Source organism: Polyangiaceae bacterium (genome assembly GCA_020633205.1).
Taxonomy (GTDB): domain Bacteria; phylum Myxococcota_A; class Polyangia; order Polyangiales; family Polyangiaceae; genus JAHBVY01.
The window spans coordinates 1-16,171 of the sequence record JACKEB010000018.1 but is presented as its reverse complement, the minus strand read 5'-3'; the positions used below and the strand labels follow the sequence as shown (position 1 = coordinate 16,171).

12 protein-coding genes are annotated in these 16,171 nt (G+C 64.6%); 6 read left to right on the top strand and 6 right to left on the bottom strand.

The window, feature by feature from the left end:
* Nucleotides 1-6 precede the first annotated feature (6 nt).
* A complete protein-coding gene (locus H6718_28240; GenBank protein MCB9589338.1) occupies nucleotides 7-1,353 on the bottom strand; it encodes a hypothetical protein in 1,347 nt (448 codons plus the stop codon).
* Between the two features lie 93 nt (nucleotides 1,354-1,446).
* Between H6718_28240 and H6718_28235 the strand changes: the two genes are divergently transcribed.
* The gene (locus H6718_28235; GenBank protein ID MCB9589337.1) at nucleotides 1,447-2,478 is read left to right on the top strand and encodes a serine/threonine protein kinase; all 1,032 of its coding nucleotides are present in this window, start codon (nucleotides 1,447-1,449) and stop codon (nucleotides 2,476-2,478) included.
* A 7-nt stretch (nucleotides 2,479-2,485) separates the two neighbouring features.
* Here the strand turns inward: H6718_28235 and H6718_28230 are convergent, their stop codons facing one another.
* Entirely contained in the window at nucleotides 2,486-3,025 is a 540-nt protein-coding gene (locus tag H6718_28230) for a gamma-glutamylcyclotransferase (protein ID MCB9589336.1), read from the bottom strand.
* A 43-nt stretch (nucleotides 3,026-3,068) separates the two neighbouring features.
* Complete coding sequence (locus tag H6718_28225; protein ID MCB9589335.1) at nucleotides 3,069-4,337, bottom strand: serine hydroxymethyltransferase; 1,269 nt, start codon at nucleotides 4,335-4,337, stop codon at nucleotides 3,069-3,071.
* Between the two features lie 275 nt (nucleotides 4,338-4,612).
* Here H6718_28225 and H6718_28220 point away from each other — a divergent pair, with 275 nt between their 5' ends.
* A complete protein-coding gene (locus H6718_28220; GenBank protein ID MCB9589334.1) occupies nucleotides 4,613-8,320 on the top strand; it encodes a protein kinase in 3,708 nt (1,235 codons plus the stop codon).
* Nucleotides 8,321-8,400: 80 nt separating this feature from the next.
* Complete coding sequence (hemL, locus tag H6718_28215; GenBank protein MCB9589333.1) at nucleotides 8,401-9,675, top strand: glutamate-1-semialdehyde 2,1-aminomutase; 1,275 nt, start codon at nucleotides 8,401-8,403, stop codon at nucleotides 9,673-9,675.
* Nucleotides 9,676-9,825: 150 nt separating this feature from the next.
* Here the strand turns inward: hemL and H6718_28210 are convergent, their stop codons facing one another.
* Entirely contained in the window at nucleotides 9,826-10,083 is a 258-nt protein-coding gene (locus H6718_28210; GenBank protein MCB9589332.1) for a hypothetical protein, read from the bottom strand.
* A gap of 477 nt (nucleotides 10,084-10,560) precedes the next feature.
* Nucleotides 10,561-12,630, bottom strand: coding sequence for a glycine--tRNA ligase subunit beta (locus H6718_28205; GenBank protein ID MCB9589331.1), 2,070 nt, complete (start codon nucleotides 12,628-12,630; stop codon nucleotides 10,561-10,563).
* 152 nt (nucleotides 12,631-12,782) lie between these two features.
* On the opposite strand from H6718_28205, the gene yacG reads away from it, so the two are divergent.
* Nucleotides 12,783-12,962: a DNA gyrase inhibitor YacG gene (gene yacG / locus H6718_28200; protein MCB9589330.1), complete on the top strand. Its 180-nt coding sequence runs from the start codon at nucleotides 12,783-12,785 to the stop codon at nucleotides 12,960-12,962.
* A gap of 77 nt (nucleotides 12,963-13,039) precedes the next feature.
* Here yacG and H6718_28195 read toward each other — a convergent pair whose 3' ends face one another.
* Nucleotides 13,040-14,074 carry a ketoacyl-ACP synthase III gene (locus tag H6718_28195; protein MCB9589329.1) on the bottom strand — a complete coding sequence of 345 codons (1,035 nt, stop codon included), beginning with the start codon at nucleotides 14,072-14,074 and terminating at the stop codon, nucleotides 13,040-13,042.
* Between the two features lie 159 nt (nucleotides 14,075-14,233).
* Here H6718_28195 and H6718_28190 point away from each other — a divergent pair, with 159 nt between their 5' ends.
* Entirely contained in the window at nucleotides 14,234-15,133 is a 900-nt protein-coding gene (locus tag H6718_28190; protein MCB9589328.1) for an Hsp33 family molecular chaperone HslO, read from the top strand.
* Nucleotides 15,134-15,191: 58 nt separating this feature from the next.
* The coding region (locus tag H6718_28185) for a metallophosphatase (GenBank protein MCB9589327.1) at nucleotides 15,192-16,171 on the top strand (980 nt) is incomplete at its 3' end.

The window sequence follows — 16,171 nt, the reverse complement described above, 5'->3', positions numbered from 1 at the left end:
CCAGCCTCAGTTACAGAGGTTGTTGCAGAGGGAGGTGTCGCTGCGCCAGCGCAGGCAGACCTCACCTTCCGTCGCTGCCCTTAGCTCCTGCCAGCTTCCCGCGGAGTAGCTCCACACATCGTCGACCACGCCGCAGTCTGTCTTGCCGCCGACCACCAGCATCTCTCCGCACGCCTTCGCGAAAGCGACACCTTGAGCGTGGCGCCGTTCTGGTGCAGCAGTGTCCACATCAGTGAAATCCACTGGGAAATCACAGACACCGGTATTCGTATTCTGCAGCGTGTCGCCCCCGGTGAGTTCGATCCAAGACCCATCGGTCGGCGACATCGCCCACAAGTCGTTTCGATTCCCCAGAGTCTGATCGTCGTGGCCTCCGAAGATCAGGTAGCGGTCACTGGCTTCATCGAAGCCCAGCGCCGGCCAGAAGCGCCCAGTCGGGCGAGCCGTGATGGCCGGCGCTAGCTCCTTCCAGCTCAGGCTCTCCAGATCGAGGCTCCAGAGGTCCTGGAAGTAGCGCGCCGTGGGGTTGAACAAGGTCTCGTCGGCGCCCCCGTAAATCACCAGGGCGTCACGCTTCGAGTCGTACAGCGCCGCGTGGAACAAGCGTGGAGCGGGCCCGTCGCTCGAGCTGTGCTCGGCCCAAGAGTTCGTTGCAGGGTCGAAGCTCCAGACGTCGTTCTGAGGGGTATAGACCGCACCGCTAGCGCTGGTATTGCCGCCAAACATCCAGAGCTTCGAGCGCTTCGAGTCCCAGACCAACGAAGCGTTGCTGCGCGCGGCCGGGGCGTCGCCGTTCGTTTCCATGCGGGACCAGCTCCGCGCCTCGACGTCGAAACGCCAGACGTCGTTGAAAATGGTGTAGTTGCCCGACGTAGACCCATCAGCGCGGTACCTCCCACCGAAGATCCACACCGCTCCGTCGCCGTACGCCGATGCATGACGACCTCTGGCGTCTGGTCCTACCCCAGAGACGCGCTGCCAAACATTGCACGGACGGTCGTAGACCCAGGTCTCTGCGATGTAGGCGGGCGGCGGCGTTTGGCATTGCACACTCACCCCCTGAGTCCCACCGAACAGCACCAGCTCTGCGGTGTTCTCGGCAAACGCAATGCTGTGCTCGCTTGGTCTGAAAGGACGCTCCGTCTCACTGAGAGCATCACAACGCGCGCTGCTCGCCTCACAACTGGCGATGCCACCGGTCCCAGCACTCCCACCAGCGCCCCCGCCGGAGACGCCCGCAGTACCGGCTTGTCCACCCGCACCCGACTGACCGCCACTGCCAGCCGCGGAGTCGCTCCCCGAGTCGCCACACCCCGCCGCGCACAGCGCAAACGCGAACACCCAGCGCTTCATCCCCCGATCATAGTCGGTGCGCCGAGTTGCCGCAGCAGTGCCCGCGTCTTCGAAGAGGGTGTTTTTTCTGCCGAGGCCACTAGACTTCGCCGCGTGAAGGGACTCGCGCCAGGAGAAGTGTTGCTCGACCGCTTTCGTGTGGTCGAGACCCTGGGCCGCGGAGCCATGGGCGTCGCCTATCGAGTGGACGACCTGCAGACCGGAGAAGCGCGGGTGGTGAAGGTGATGGCCAAGAGCGCCAGGGACAACCCGCGGGGTGTGCAGCGTTTCGAGCGCGAAGCGTCGCTTGGAAAGTCCCTCGACCACCCGGGTATCGTGGCTGCGCTGGAGTCTGGAGAACTACCCGACGGTGGCCGCTACCTCGTCATGGACTACGCACCGGGTGAGGATCTCGGAGAGTGGCTCGAGGCGCATCCAGACCTCCCAAACGAGCAGCGCCTAGCACTCTGCGTGCAGTTGCTTTCCGCTGCGGCTTCCGCACACGCCGTGGGTGTCGTGCATCGCGATCTCAAGCCCGACAACATCCGGGTCAGCAACAACGCGGACGGCCCCTGCTTGAGGATCCTCGACTTTGGGATCAGCAAGAACGTCGCGCTGGTGGCAAGCCACACCGAGGCGGGTCTGGGGACGCCGATGTGGACAGCGCCGGAGCAAGGCGCTGACGGCTACGTGCCGACGAAGCGTGATGATGTGTGGGCGCTCGGGCTCCTGGCGTTCTACATCCTGAGCGGCAAGATCTACTGGCGAAGCGTCGCACGCCGACAATCTGCGGCGGGCGTGGCCCTGGAACTTATCCGCTCGGAAATAGAGCCTGCGAGCAGCCGCGCCATCGAGCTCGAGGGCAACACGCTGGGCGCAGGTTTCGACAGCTGGTTCGCGCGCTGCGTGAACCGCGATCCCGCGCAACGCTTTGCTGATGCAGGCTCAGCGCTAGAGGCACTCATGGACAACGAAGTAGAACCTCGCACAGAGAGCACCACGGCCTCGGAGTCGGCGCCTGTCGCCGTGGATCAGGATCGACCCCGCAAGGTCGGCCTACCCTCTCCGCTCGTGGTCGCTCTACTGGTGGGAAGTGCGGGACTGATGGCCTACGCGATCTTCTGGCTGATCAGTCGCACGCGTTGACTCTCGCCTAGTCCCCGTCAGGAAAACCACGTCTCCGGTTACGGCGGGCTTCCTGGGTGGCGGGAGAGTGGCTGCGAACCCACTCCACCGAGCTGACCACGAAGTTCAACGCGTAGGCGGCGCCAGGAGGCGCCCACGCCGCCGGATGGGACTCGAGCTCGGCGACGTAGCTCGCTGGGAGGTCGTGTTCCACCGCGCCCTCCCGCAACAACTCCAAGTAGCGGCGGGAAGGCCGCTTGCCCTGGATCACCCGACAAGCCACATACGCAAAGGCGTCTTGGACGCCGCTCTCACGGCCCTCGACCTCCACCTCGATCAGGCGGTAGTTCGGCCCCTCGAAGCGGTCCAGGCAGGCGAACTCGTCCGCGGTGAAGTGGTAGAGCACGCCCCAGACCTCGGACGATGATTCCTCGCGGATGCTCGCGAAGGCGGGCTCCAGCAGCGGGATACCCCGGTCCTCGAACACCAAGCGGTAGCCCGGCAGACGAGCGGCCTCGGCGCGCGATGGGTTCACACGCCGTCGCGTGCGCACCACGCGGCTAGCCATGTTCGCGCCAAAAGCGAAGTAGCGGAGTTCGGCGCCTCCCACGCTAGTTGACTGGGATCCCCGGGGGCGGGAAGTCGGCGCAAAGTTCTTTGACCTCTGCCGCAACCGCCTCCACGGCGGCGCTGTCCTCCGGTGCCGCGACGACGCGGTCCATCCACTCGGCGAGCTTCTTCATCTCCTCAACACCCATACCACGCGTAGTGATTGAAGGCGTGCCGATGCGCAGACCGGAGGGATCGAACGGCTTCCGAGGATCGAAAGGAACCGAGTTGTAGTTCGCCACGATGCCCGCACGATCCAGCGCCTGCGCCGCGACCTTGCCCGGTACTCGCTTGCTCGTGAGGTCGACGAGGATCAGGTGGTTGTCCGTTCCGCCAGTGACCAGATCGAAGCCGCGGCCCTTCAGGCCTTCGGCTAGGGCCTTCGCGTTCTCAACCACCGCGTGGGCGTAGTCCTTGAACTCCGGGCGCAACGCTTCCCCTGCGGCAACGGCAATACCAGCAGTCGTGTGGTTGTGAGGGCCGCCTTGTAGCCCCGGGAACACCGCGCGATCGATGGCCTTGGCGTGCTCGGCCTTGCACAGAATCATGCCGCCACGCGGCCCGCGCAGGGTCTTGTGTGTGGTGGTGGTCACGACATCGGCAATCCCGACTGGGCTCGGGTGAGCGCCGCCGGCGACGAGTCCTGAGATGTGCGCGATGTCGGCGCACAAGACTGCGCCCACTTCATCGGCGATCTCCCGGAAGCGCGCGAAGTCCAACGTGCGCGGATAGGCGGTGGTCCCACACCAGAGGATCTTCGGCTTGTGCTCGCGCGCGAGCTTCACCACCTCGTCGAAGTCGATGCGTTGGTCCTCACGCCGCACGCCATAGCCAACGCTGCTGAAGTACTTTCCGGTGATGCTCACGTTCCAACCGTGGGTCAGGTGGCCACCGGCTGGGAGCCCGAGACCGAGCACTGGATCTCCTGGCTTGCAGAATGCGAGGTACACCGCGAGGTTCGCGGGACTGCCGCTGTAGGGCTGCACGTTGACGTGCTCGGCACCGAAGAGCTGCTTCACGCGCGAGATGGCGAGCTCCTCGATCTGGTCGATCAGTTGCTGCCCCTCGTAGTAGCGCTTGCCGGCGTAGCCCTCCGAATACTTGTTGGTGAGGATGCTGCCCGTCGCATCGAGCACCGCGCGGGAGACGTAGTTCTCGCTCGCGATGAGTCGGAACTTGTCGACTTCGCGTCGTTCTTCCGCCGCAATTAGCGCGGCGATCTCGGGATCAGCTTGGGTGAGCGGGGGATCGTTCAACGTACGCCTAGCCATGGCGTCCCCATAGCGCCTCCGCTTCCAAGAGCCAACCAGCGTATTGCGGCGCTCGAGGGTCAGCGGACTGAACGGCGATTCACGCTGGATTGAAGCGCGTTCTCTCCCCCAAGAAACACGAGCCTTCGCAACCACGAAGGCGTCGCTGGAGCAAGGGCGGCATACGCACACGTGCCCCACGCGACGATTGGCGTCCGAGCGTCCGACACGCTCCAACAAATGCGGGCGAGTTCTTATCGACGGCGCGCCCCGGCTGACTACACTCTCGCGCCGTTATGGCCGAAGGGGGCGAAGAGCGAGCCCAAGCGAAGGGCGACGCCGCGGAAGCATCCGTCGAGCAGTCAGGTGAAGCCGGAGGCGCAGGCGCGCCCACTGCTTCGGAAGCGAGCGAGATCGAAGAGGCGCCGCAGACCATCGACGCGGAGCCGCTCTCTGACGAGGCACCACCAAGTATCCCGTCCGCCGCGGTGCTCAGCGATCGTTCCCGGCCGGAGCCTGCGAAGGAGCACAAGCTCGCGGTCCTTCCAGGCCACGTGATCGCTCAACGCTACGAGGTGTTGAACGTCCTCGGCGAAGGCGGCATGGGCATCGTCTATCGTTGCCGTGATCAAGCCACGGGTGAAGACGTCGCCATCAAGCGAGTGATCCCGCCAGAGGGCAAGCTCGCCGACGAGTACATCGCGTGGTTCTACAAGGAGGCGCGCGCCCTCGCTGCGCTGAACCATCCCGCCATCGTTCGCGCCCGTGACTTCGGTCAGTTGATGGATGGTTCGCCGTACCTCGGCATGGAGCTCGTGGCTGGCGCGTCGCTGCACGACCTCAGTCAGGTTCGTCTCAGCTTCCCGATCATCTGGATGATCGTCGATCAGGTGCTCGGTGCGCTGGCGCACGCTCACGCCCGCGGCATCGTCCACGGCGATCTCAAGCCGTCCAATGTGCTCGTGGAAGAGGTCGAAGCTTCACCCCCGTTGGTGCACATCCTCGACTTTGGTCTCGCGTGGCTGAAGCAAGATCCCCACGACGAACGCCTCGACGGCGAGAAGGCCATGGAGTTCGCGCCTCACGCAGGCGCAGGCACGCCGGGCTACATGGCGCCCGAGCAGATCCAACACGAGATGCACCACGTGTGCGGCGCGACGGATCTCTACAGCCTGGGTTGCATCCTCTACAAGATGCTGTGTGGCCGCTCGCCGTTCCGCGGCACCTCGAAGGAACTGCTGAAGAAGCACGCATTCGAGCCACCGCCCGAACCGAAGCTGGTGATCGATGCCCCGAAGGAAGTCAGCGACTTCGTCATGCGCCTGCTCGCGAAGCGGCCTTGGGATCGCTACGAGTACGCCAACGAAGCACGCATGGTCTGGTCCCAGTGGCGGCCCAGCATCGATATCCCCACGGATATGTGGCGCTTCCCTGAGCTGCGCTCCACCAGTGGCAAGCCGATCACCACTCGGCGTTCGGGGGGGAGAGGTCCAACGCGCGAGCTCGGTCGAGCGCCGGAGCGTGCCCCTGGTCTGCTCAGCATCCGCCCGAGCCCAATCGTCGGCCGGGAAGAGATCCGCACGCACTTGCGGGAGATTTGCGACCAAGTCGTAGACGGACATGGTCCGCCTCACCGCCTGGTGATCCTGGTCGGCTCTGCCGGCGTCGGAAAAAGCCGCATCGCCGAGTGGCTGTGCGAAGCCGTGCACGAAGAAGGCACGATGGTGCCCTTGAAGGCGCGCTATCGCACGGTGCGTGGTCCCCTCGACGGCATGCTCGGCGCGACCATCACCCACTTCAATTTCGAGCGCACGGATCGCGACACCATCGAGCGCTCGCTGCTCAGCCGCTGGAAGGTTGGCAAATCAGACAAGAACGGTCGCGCCTGGGTAGCTGGCGCCGCCGAGTGGATTCGCCCAACACCGGCAGACACCGAGCGCCCCCTTGGCCCGAGCGGTGTGCGCTTCACCTTGGACACCCTCGAGGTGCGCCGGTTGGTGATCCGCTACACCTTGCGTCGCATCGCGCGCAAGCGCCCGCTGCTCTTCTGGCTGGACGACCTGCACCAGGCCAGCGAGGCGACCTTCGACGGCTTCCATAAGATCCACGCGGAAGAGCCCGATCAGCGCATCGTGATGGTCGCCACGGTGCGCAGCGAAGACGTGCAAATCGGTGCGCCCGCGGCGGAGCGCATTCGCCAGCTCCGCGAAGCGATGGACGGCGAAGTGATCGAAGTCAACGCGATGGACGCGGACACCACGCAGTCCTTGCTGCGCGCAGCGCTACCGCTGGACGACGCCGCAGTCGCCGAGGCCGCCAAGCGCAGCCGCGGCAACCCGCTGTTCGCGCTGCAACAACTCCATGCGTGGGCGCTGGGCGGCGAAATGGAGTTCACCAAGAGCGGCTACCGGGTGTCGGAGCAGGTGCTTGCTCTGCGCCCCAAAACGACGGCCGAGCTGTGGGATCAACGCTTGTACGCGCTGCCTGAAGAGCACCGCTTGGGCGCGCTTGCGGTCGCAACCCTGGGCAGCGATCTGAGGCGTGACATCATCGGTCCGCTGCTCAACGACTTGGGCGTGCCTGCTGCTCCGGCAATGACCAGCATGCAGAACGCGGAAATCATCTTGCCGCGCGGAGCCGGTCGCTACAGCTGGCCCCACGCCTTGTTGCAGGAGCACCTCCTGACACGCCTGCGCGAACGCGGCGACGCGCGCATTGTTTTCGAGACCGCCGCACGCGCGCTGGGACATCACCCCCAGGCGGGCACTCGACGCATCGTCAGGCTGCGCGTCCACAACCTGCTCGAGGCAGGGCTACCCGATGCCGCCGCCGGGCTGCTCTTCGATTTCTTGGGTCGTGCGTGGAACGGCGCTCGAGAACCCAAGGCGACTCTAGCAGACCTCGACCTGCTCAAGAACGTGACCGGGCGCTCCCTAGCGCTCAAGCATCGCTGGCGCGCAGAAGCGCTGCGCCACGTTGGGCAGACCGAAGAAGCTAGTATCCACGCAGAAATAGCGCGCACCAGCTTCGAAGAAGCGGGCGACGAGATCAACATGGCGCACTGCCTGCGCCTCCTCGGGCACCTCGCGAGCGAGCGAGGTCAAAGCGCAGAGGGCCTGCTCTTGGTGCAGCTCGCGCGTGAGCTCTTCGAGCGCCAAGGAAGCGTGCTCGGCCAAGCGCAGTGCGAGGCGGTGATCGGGGAAATCGAGTACCTCCTCGGCAACTACGAGCGCGCGCGGGAAGTTGTCTCTCAAGGCGAGCACCACTTTCACTCCGTCGATCAGCCCCTCGGCCGCGGGCAGTGCCTATTGCTGTTGAGCTGGGTGGACCACTCGGAGGGTCATACGGAGCGCTCGCGCCGCTTGACCCTCGAAGCGCGCAACGAGTTCGAGCGTGCCGGCTACCGGCTGGGTATCGCCCAGGCCGATGCATCCCTGGCGCACCTCGAGCATCGGCTGATGAACTTCTACTCGTCGGAGGTGGGCGCGGTAGACGCGCTCAGCGCCTTCGAGGCGCTCGGCAACGTGCGTGGTCAGGCGGCTTGCGAGCGCCTCTTGGCGATGATCGGCATCGACACCGACGACCTGGACATGGCAGAAATCCACGCGGATTTAGCCGAAAGGCTCTTCACCAAGATGAGCGACCCGTGGGGGCACCTGGAGTCGAAGCTCTTGTCCTGTCAGGTTGCACTGGCGCGACATGACCGCGACACGGCTCAGCGTGTGCTCCTGGAAGCCGAACAAATCCACGTGGAAGAAGCCGAGCCGCGGCAACACTTCTTGCTCACCCGGGCCTGGTTGCAGTTGGAGCTGGGCGAGCTGGATGCCGCGGAGGACTCCGTGGAGGCGGCGAGCGAGGTGTTCGGGGAGCGCTCGCGAGGGGGTGACCACACACCCCACCTGCTCGGGCGCATCTCCCGGTTGCGCTGGCCGGCGCACGTCTTGGGGCGCATCGAAGCCTGGCGCGCCCAGCTGGTCGACCGCGCACGTCGCCACGTCGACTGAATGCAGCACCTGGGCGGCTGACGACGCCGCTTCGCAGGTTGTTGTTGATTGGCAGGGTGTTTTTCAACACCCTGCTGGCAATGACCAGCTCGGAACAACTCTTCAAGGACTCCGCCGCGCGCATGCCAGGCGGCGTGAACAGCCCCGTACGCGCCTTCCGCGCAGTGGGTGGGCACCCGATTTTCGTGGCGAGCGCCAAGGGCAGCAAAATCACCAGCGCCGACGGGCGCGAGTACGTCGACTACATCGGCTCTTGGGGCCCCGCGTTGCTTGGTCACGCCCACGCTCCGACGATCCAGGCCGTCCAGGAAGCCGCCGAACGTGGTCTCTCCTACGGCGCGCCAACGGAGCTTGAGCTGCGCTTCGCAGAGCGGGTGATGGAGCTGTACCCGAGCATCCAGATGATGCGCTGTGTGAGCAGCGGCACGGAGGCAACGATGAGCGCGCTGCGCGTCGCGCGGGGGTTCACGGGCCGAGATGTGATCGTGAAGTTCAACGGCGCCTACCATGGTCACGCAGATTGCTTGCTGGTGCAGGCTGGCAGCGGGGCAGCGACCTTCGGAAACCCCGACTCAGCGGGCGTGCCGAAGGCCATGGTGCAGAACACGCTGAGCATGCCTTACAACGACCTCAGCGCGTTGGAAGCGCTGTTCGACAACCGTGCTTCGGAGATCGCCGCGGTGATCGTCGAGCCGGTCGCTGGCAACATGGGATGCGTGCCTCCGGAGCCCGGATTCCTCGAGGGCCTGGTCTCGTTATGTACCGACGCTGGCGCGGTCTCCATCTTCGATGAGGTCATGACAGGTTGTCGGCTGGCTCCCGGGGGGGCGCAGGAGCGCTACAAGCTCAAGCCCGACATGACCTGCCTCGGCAAGGTGGTCGGTGGCGGGATGCCCTTGGCCGTGTACGGCGGTCGACGAGAGATCATGGAGTGCGTCGCTCCGCTGGGGGCGGTGTATCAAGCGGGCACGCTCAGCGGTAATCCGCTGGCGGTCAGTGCGGGTCTTGCCACGCTCAACGCCCTGACGCCGGACGTCTACAAGCAGCTTGAGGCGTCCTCGGCGCGGCTCGAAGCAGGGCTCAAGCAGGCGCTCAGCGACACGAACATCAAGGCGACCGTACAGCGCGTCGGTGCGATGCTGACCCTGTTCTTCCACGACGGTCGGGTGACGAGCTGGGACCAGGCTAGCCAGTGCGACAAGGAGCGCTTTTCCGCGTGGCATCAAAGGATGCTCGCAGCGGGCGTCCTTTGGCCGCCGTCACAATTCGAGGCAGCGTTCATCTCGGCTGCGCATGACGCGAGCGACATCGACCGCACCATCGAAGCCGCGCGCCAGGCGTTGAAGGCGCTCTGAGACGCAGCCATAGAGCCCAGCCCTCAGACGCACGTAAGCCCCGCTACCTCAACGAGGTGCGGGGCTAGCAGCGCTTCTGGTAGTGGCTGCCTCAGTCGCCCCTGGTGCTCAGCTGCCAGGAACAACTAAACGCAGCGACTGCAGATCCGACTACCAGGAACCGTGGCTGCCGTGAGAGCCGTGACTGCCGTGAGAGCCGTGACTGCCATGAGAACCATGGCTGCCGTGGCTACCATGAGACCCGTGACTGCCATGACTGCCATGAGAACCATGGCTGCCGTGGCTGCCGTGGCTGCCGTGAGAGCAATGCTGGGCGGGGATCACCCCACCTAGATCATCCCCCAGGACATCCTCATCGCAGCTCGACTTAGCCTTCTCGATGACGGCGTCTTCAGACTTACTAAGCATGCCTCGCGCACTCTTGGTGAACGAAGGCAAATTCCCCGGTCCATTTTGCTTAGGCGGCACGAGACTGAGTCTACATCACTCTCCTGTTTCGAGCGAGAGTCTGTCCGGCCGATCGTGCGAATCTGACAAGCAGGTGGGAGATCCGCTCAGAGCGCCGCACCCGATGGCCTGCGAAGGCGGGCGAACCGCTGTGTTTTCCGCGCACTTCACACACCCCAGACCGTGGGTAGCCAGCTATTGCGATCAAAGCCGGCGCGGCTCCAAAGAGCCTAGGCGGAGCCGAGCGAAAAAAGCCGCCGGGAATTTTGCTGCTTCGTCGCGGCTGCCGGGCGCGCAGTTCTGCTGGTTCGCGCCTACGCAGCACGAACTCCTGGACCGCCCTCCGCGGCAAATCGGCGGTGATCGCAGGCTTTTTCCGGATGCGAACGCCCCCCCAGCTCTCAAATCCGAAGGCGTACGCCGCGGTGCGCCAGCCGGCTACTTCTTCGCGAGGAGATTGAAGTTGGCGATCGCTGAGCAACGGGTCTCGATTTCCCGCATCAGCCGCAGTCGATTTTCGCGCAGGGGAAGATCATCCGTCATCACGAAGACGGCCTCAAAAAACGCGGCCAGCGTGGGCGCAAAGGCGGCAATCGCCGCGATACCGCGGCCGTAGTCGGCGCCAGCTTCGTCGAGCGCTTTTCCGAGGACGCCAAACGCGTCAAAGAGCGCCAGCTCCTCCGCTTGGACGCTGTCCTGGAGCTCACCGGGCGATTTGATCGCACCACTCGTCGCGTCTTTTGCGATGTTCGCCGCGCGCTTGAACACCTCGCCGGCTGTAGCGCGGAGCGCCGGATCCATCGCGGCCAACGCCGCGCAACGCAGCTCGACATCATGCGCATCGTCCGCTCCGGTCGCCAACGTCGCGTCCACGACATCCTGAGGGAAGCGGTCAACCAGCAGCCCACGCAGGCGGTCACGGAAAAAGTCGGCGAGCTTGCTCGACGTTTCTTCTGCGTTCTGACCCAGCTTGACCCCAGAGTATCCAGCATATGCCGCGCGGAAAGCCGTCGCCAGAGACATGGACCATCTTTTGTCGAGCAGCGTGCGCAGACAACCCAAGGTGGCTCGACGAAGCGCCAGTGGATCCGCCGCTCCGGTTGGGATGAGTCCGACGGCAAAGCAGCCAACCAACGTGTCGAGCCGATCCGCGAGCGCCACCAGCGCGCCCGCGTCGCTCGGCGCCGTTCCGTCGTCAGCACCGCGCGGCAAGTAGTGCTCGGCGATCACCGCTGCGACCTCAGGTGATTTGCCCTGCTTGAGCGAATAGGCCATGCCCATCTCGCCCTGAAGCTCGGGGAATTCGCCGACCATCAGCGTGACCAGATCGCATTTGGCGAGGCCAGCACCTTCCACGGCGACATCGCTCACGGCGGTTGCTCCGACCAGGTTCGCGAGCTGAGGCACCAGCGCCTGGATCCGCCGCACCTTGTCTCCCACGCTGCCCAGGGACTTGTGGAACACGACAGCGTCGAGCTGCTGCTTCCGCTGTTCGAGGGGATGCTTCAGGTCTTCGTCGTAGAAGAACTTTGCGTCGGAGAGGCGGGCGCGCATCACTCGATCGTTTCCGCGCCGCACGTTCCCGGGGTTCTCGGCAGTATTTACTACCGCGAGGTAACGCGGCAAAAGCTTGCTGTCCTTGCCACGCACTCCGAAGTAGCGCTGGTGGTCCTTTGCAACGTCCAGCACGACGCGCTCGGGCAGCGCGAGGAAGCTTTCCTCGAAACCGCCCGCCACGATGTGCGGCTCTTCCACCAGAGAGAGGTTCTCACCTACCAGGAACTGATCCTCGATCAGCTCGCCGCCGATCTCCTTGGCCGCCGCGCGCAGCTTCTCCAGCATGCTATCGGCGCGCTCCTTGGAGTCGACCAACACGTGTTGCTCCCGAAGCTCACCGACATAAGCGCCGGGCGCTGCGACCTCGAACTGCTTACCTAGAAAGCGGTGCCCCTGGGTCGTGCGCGCCGAGTCAACACCAGCGAAACCGAGGGGGAGCGCCTCTTCCCCGAACAACGCGACCAGCCAGCGCACGGGGCGCCCGAAGGCAACGTCCCCGTCCGACCAGCGCATGCTCTTGCGAAAGGGGATCGCGCCGCAGACCCGAGTCAGCGCGTCTGGCAGTAGCTCAGTCGCGCTTGCACCCTGCTCTTGCTTGCGTGCGCAAAGGTACTCACCCTTCGGCGTTTCCTTGCGGCTCAGCGCAGAGAGCTCGACGCCAAGTTTCTTCGCAAAGGCCTCGGCCGCTCGCGTCGGCTTGCCATCCGCGTCAAACGCAACGCGCGCCGGCGGCCCCAGCACCTCTTCGTCTAGATCTGGCTGCGACTCCGCGACCTCGCTCACGATGACAGCCAGTCGGCGCGCAGTGCCGCCAACCCACACCCCGCCGTGCTTGAGCCTCAAGCTCGACAGCTCATCCTTGACCAGCTTGGGCAGTGCCTTGAGCGCGCCAGCAACGAACGAGGAGGGCAGCTCCTCTACGCCAATTTCCAGTAGCAAGTCTCGTGTCATTGGGTCCTTGGTTTCTCAGCCGTTAGCACGCCGCCGCTCTGGCCACTGGCTGCGTTTTGGTCCGCGCTTCCGGTGCCCCGCGTCATAGCTCAGGCGCTGCCCTCACCCAAGCCCCCCTTGCCACGGACGGCGGACTGGCTCAGAACGATCCCATGCGCATCGAATGTCCCCACTGCCAGACGGTGCTCGAAGACGTCCCGCCGGACTTCCCGACGCGCCCATTTTGTAGCGCCCGCTGCAAGCTAATCGACCTGGGAAACTGGCTGGATGAGCGCTATCGCGTCTCCACTCCCGTGACCCCAGAGCTCATGGACGAAGAGCTCTTGAACTGAACATGACGCGTCTGCGCCGCCCGAACCGACCCGAAACGGGTGCAACCGGACGGCGCTGCGCAGTGAGTCCCTTCGGCCTACCAGTCGACGACTGCGGCACCCCAGGTGAAGCCCGAGCCGAAGGCAGCCATCGCTACCTTCATGCCGCGCTTCAGCTTGCCGTTGCGCTCGGACTCGGCGAGCAGGATCGGGATGGTCGCCGCAGTGGTGTTGCCGTAGCGCATGATGTTGTTCACCAGCTTTTCCTCGGGGATACCGAGGACTTCCTTCGCGAGGTACTGGTTGATGCGCAGGTTGGCCTGGTGGAACACGAACAGGTCCACGTCGTCTCGGGTGAGATTCTCCGCAGCGAATACGCGCATCAGGCTCTCAGCCATGCGTTGCACAGCGTTCTTGAAGACCTTGCGGCCCTCCATGTGCGCCCACATCAGCTCGGGACTCACGATACCGTTGCCGTCCGCATCCTGAGGAATGAACGGCTTGTTGCGCATGTCCCAGACCTTCTGGCACAGCGCTTCGGCGTAGCGGCCATCGGCGCCGAGGTGCCACTTGCGTACGCCCCGATCCTCGTCCGTCGCGCTGACGACGCAAGCGCCAGCGCCGTCGCCAAACAGGCAGGACACGGTGCGCCCGCGGGTCGTCAAATCCAAAGCCGCTGAGTGGGTCTCGGAACCGACGACGAGCACGTGGTTCAGGTTGCCGGACTGCACCATCGAAGTCGCGGTGCCCAGGCTGTAGAGGAAGCCAGAGCATTGGTTGCGCACGTCGAGAGCGGGCACGAAGGTCGCGCCATCCCCGTCGCACAAGCCAAGCCTCTGTCCAAGCAGCACGCCAGACCCAGGAAACGCAAAGTCCGGCGAGAGCGTGGCGAGCACGATCATTCCAATGTCTTTGGGCTCGAGGCCGGCAGCTTCAATCGCCTGCCGTGCGGCGTGCTCGGCCATCTCTCCGGTGCCTACGCCGTCGGCGGCGAAGCGGCGCTCCTCGATTCCGGTGCGCTCGACGATCCACTCGTGGGTGGTGTCGATCCCGTACTGCTCCCGCAGGTCGTTGTTGGTGACCACTCGCGGTGGGACATAGAAACCGGTTCCGGAAATGTACGCGTTGGGCAAGAGGCCCTCCTCTCGAGTCGACGGCGCCGCCAGTGGTTTGGCCGCCCGCCTCACAGCTGGATCGCCCACAGCGAGGCCCGTGTCAGGACCAAGCCGGGGGCGAGTTGTTTCACCTGGTTGCCTCGACGGCAAGAGTGCCAGGGCGTAGGCTCGACGGAAATGTCCGACTCCCCCTCCGGTCCAAAGCCTGGCACCCCCCTTCATAGCGCAGCGGATAGCGTGGTCCGCGCAATCACCGATGACGGCTCATTTCGGGTGATTACGGCTTCGACGACCCACACCGTGCGTGGCGCGTGCGCCGCTCAGGGCACGACTGGTAAAACCACTGAGTACCTGAGCGACATGCTCACCGGAGCAGTGCTGTTTCGCGAGACGATGTCGCCTTCCTTGAGGGTTCAAGCGATCCTCAGCGGAAGTGGTTCAACCGGTCGCATCGTGGCGGACTCGCATCCATCGGGAGACACCCGTGGGCTCGTCCAGTTGGGTAAGAGCCAGACGGAGGTGAGCCTGGGCAACGGCGCTCGCATTCAGGTCATGCGCTCGCTCTCCAGCGGCAAGCTGCAACAAGGCGTCGTCGATGCGTCGTCCGACGGTGGCGGGATCTCCACGGCCTTCATGGCGTACATGCAAAACTCCGAGCAGGTGGTGAGCATGATCGCTCTCGACACCATCATGCATGGAGAGGATGTAGTCGCCTCGGGTGGTTACATGGTTCAGCTCCTCCCGGAAGTGGGGCGGGCACCGCTGGCCGTGATGACTGAGCGTCTCGAAGACTTCCGCAGCATCGCGAAGCAAATTCAGCAGCCGGAGTTCTCTCCAGACTACCTGATGCAGGAGCTGCTCTACGGCATGCCGTTCACCCGCCTCGAGGAGAGCGAAGTGCGCTTCAACTGCTGGTGCAGCGAGGCCTCGATGATGGGCGCCCTAGCGAGTCTCCCTCACGCCGACATCGAAGACTTGGTGAAGGACGGCGAGGTGCTCGAGATCCAGTGCGATTATTGCCGCACGGAATACAAGGTCGCGCCCGAGCGCCTGCGGGGCATGCTCGCGGAAAACTGAGCTGACGCTCGTCGTTTCAAGCTAGTCGAGCACGCAGAGACACAGGAAAGGTCCGCGCATGAGCCGCAAGTTTTGGTTTTTGGGGTTAGGGTGCAGCGTCGCGCTTTGCGTCGGCGCTGTCTCGGGTTGTGGCGGCAGCCAGGCACCGGGGAAACGCGTACTGAACACGACGGCCCCAAGCAGCCCTCCGGCGGCGCCGCCGGCGCCGTTTCAGCTCAGCCTGATCGGCACCAACGACATGCACGGCGCGGTCGAGCGGCTGCCGCTGTTCGCGGGCTACGTCGACCAGTTGCGTAACCAAAAGCGCGGCACCCGCGAGCTGCTCTTGCTCGACGCCGGCGACATCTTCCAAGGCAGCCTCGAGTCGAACTTGGGCGAAGGCGACGTGATGATCCAGGCGATGAACCGCCTGGGCTTCAGCGCAGCCGCGGTTGGCAATCACGAGTTCGACTTTGGACCGCTTGGAGACGCGCGCAGCGGCGATCCTCAGGGTGCGCTCCGAGCCCGCATCGCTGAAGCGAAGTTCCCCTTCCTGTCCGCGAACATGGTGCAGAAGGGCACCACACGCCTCCCCGAGTGGAAAAACCTCCAGTCCAGCGTGATGATCACGGTGCGCGGCACGAAGATTGGTCTGGTCGGGCTCTCCACTCCCGAGACGTCGAGCATCGTGCTGCCAGCTTATCTCGAAGGCCTCGACTTCCTCGATCCGCTCCCGGCGATCACCGAGCAAGCCACGCGGCTCCGCAATCAGGGCGCTGACGTCGTGGTGGTCACGGCGCACATCGGAGGCAAGTGCACGGCGTTCGAGCATGCGCAAGATCTCGCGAGCTGCGACATGAGCGGCGAAGCAATTCAGCTGCTGCAGAAGATGGAGCCTGGGTTGGTCGACGTGTTCATCGGTGGGCACACCCACCAAGCCGTCGCGCATGAAGTCAACGGCATCGCTCTAGTGGAGAGCTTCTCCAAGCTCGAAGCGTTTAGCCGCGTCGACCTCACGATACAACCTCCCGGAAACGGAGAGCGAGGCAAGCTCCTCGA

Excerpts from the sequence above, each read along its gene's own strand:
- H6718_28240 (MCB9589338.1), bottom strand. The coding sequence starts at position 1,353 with ATGAAGCGCTGGGTGTTCGCGTTTGCGCTGTGCGCGGCGGGGTGTGGC.
- H6718_28230 (MCB9589336.1), bottom strand. The coding sequence starts at position 3,025 with ATGGCTAGCCGCGTGGTGCGCACGCGACGGCGTGTGAACCCATCGCGC.
- H6718_28225 (MCB9589335.1), bottom strand. The coding sequence starts at position 4,337 with ATGGCTAGGCGTACGTTGAACGATCCCCCGCTCACCCAAGCTGATCCC.
- H6718_28220 (MCB9589334.1), top strand. The coding sequence starts at position 4,613 with ATGGCCGAAGGGGGCGAAGAGCGAGCCCAAGCGAAGGGCGACGCCGCG.
- hemL (MCB9589333.1), top strand. The coding sequence starts at position 8,401 with ATGACCAGCTCGGAACAACTCTTCAAGGACTCCGCCGCGCGCATGCCA.
- H6718_28210 (MCB9589332.1), bottom strand. The coding sequence starts at position 10,083 with ATGCTTAGTAAGTCTGAAGACGCCGTCATCGAGAAGGCTAAGTCGAGC.
- H6718_28205 (MCB9589331.1), bottom strand. The coding sequence starts at position 12,630 with ATGACACGAGACTTGCTACTGGAAATTGGCGTAGAGGAGCTGCCCTCC.
- yacG (MCB9589330.1), top strand. The coding sequence starts at position 12,783 with ATGCGCATCGAATGTCCCCACTGCCAGACGGTGCTCGAAGACGTCCCG.
- H6718_28190 (MCB9589328.1), top strand. The coding sequence starts at position 14,234 with ATGTCCGACTCCCCCTCCGGTCCAAAGCCTGGCACCCCCCTTCATAGC.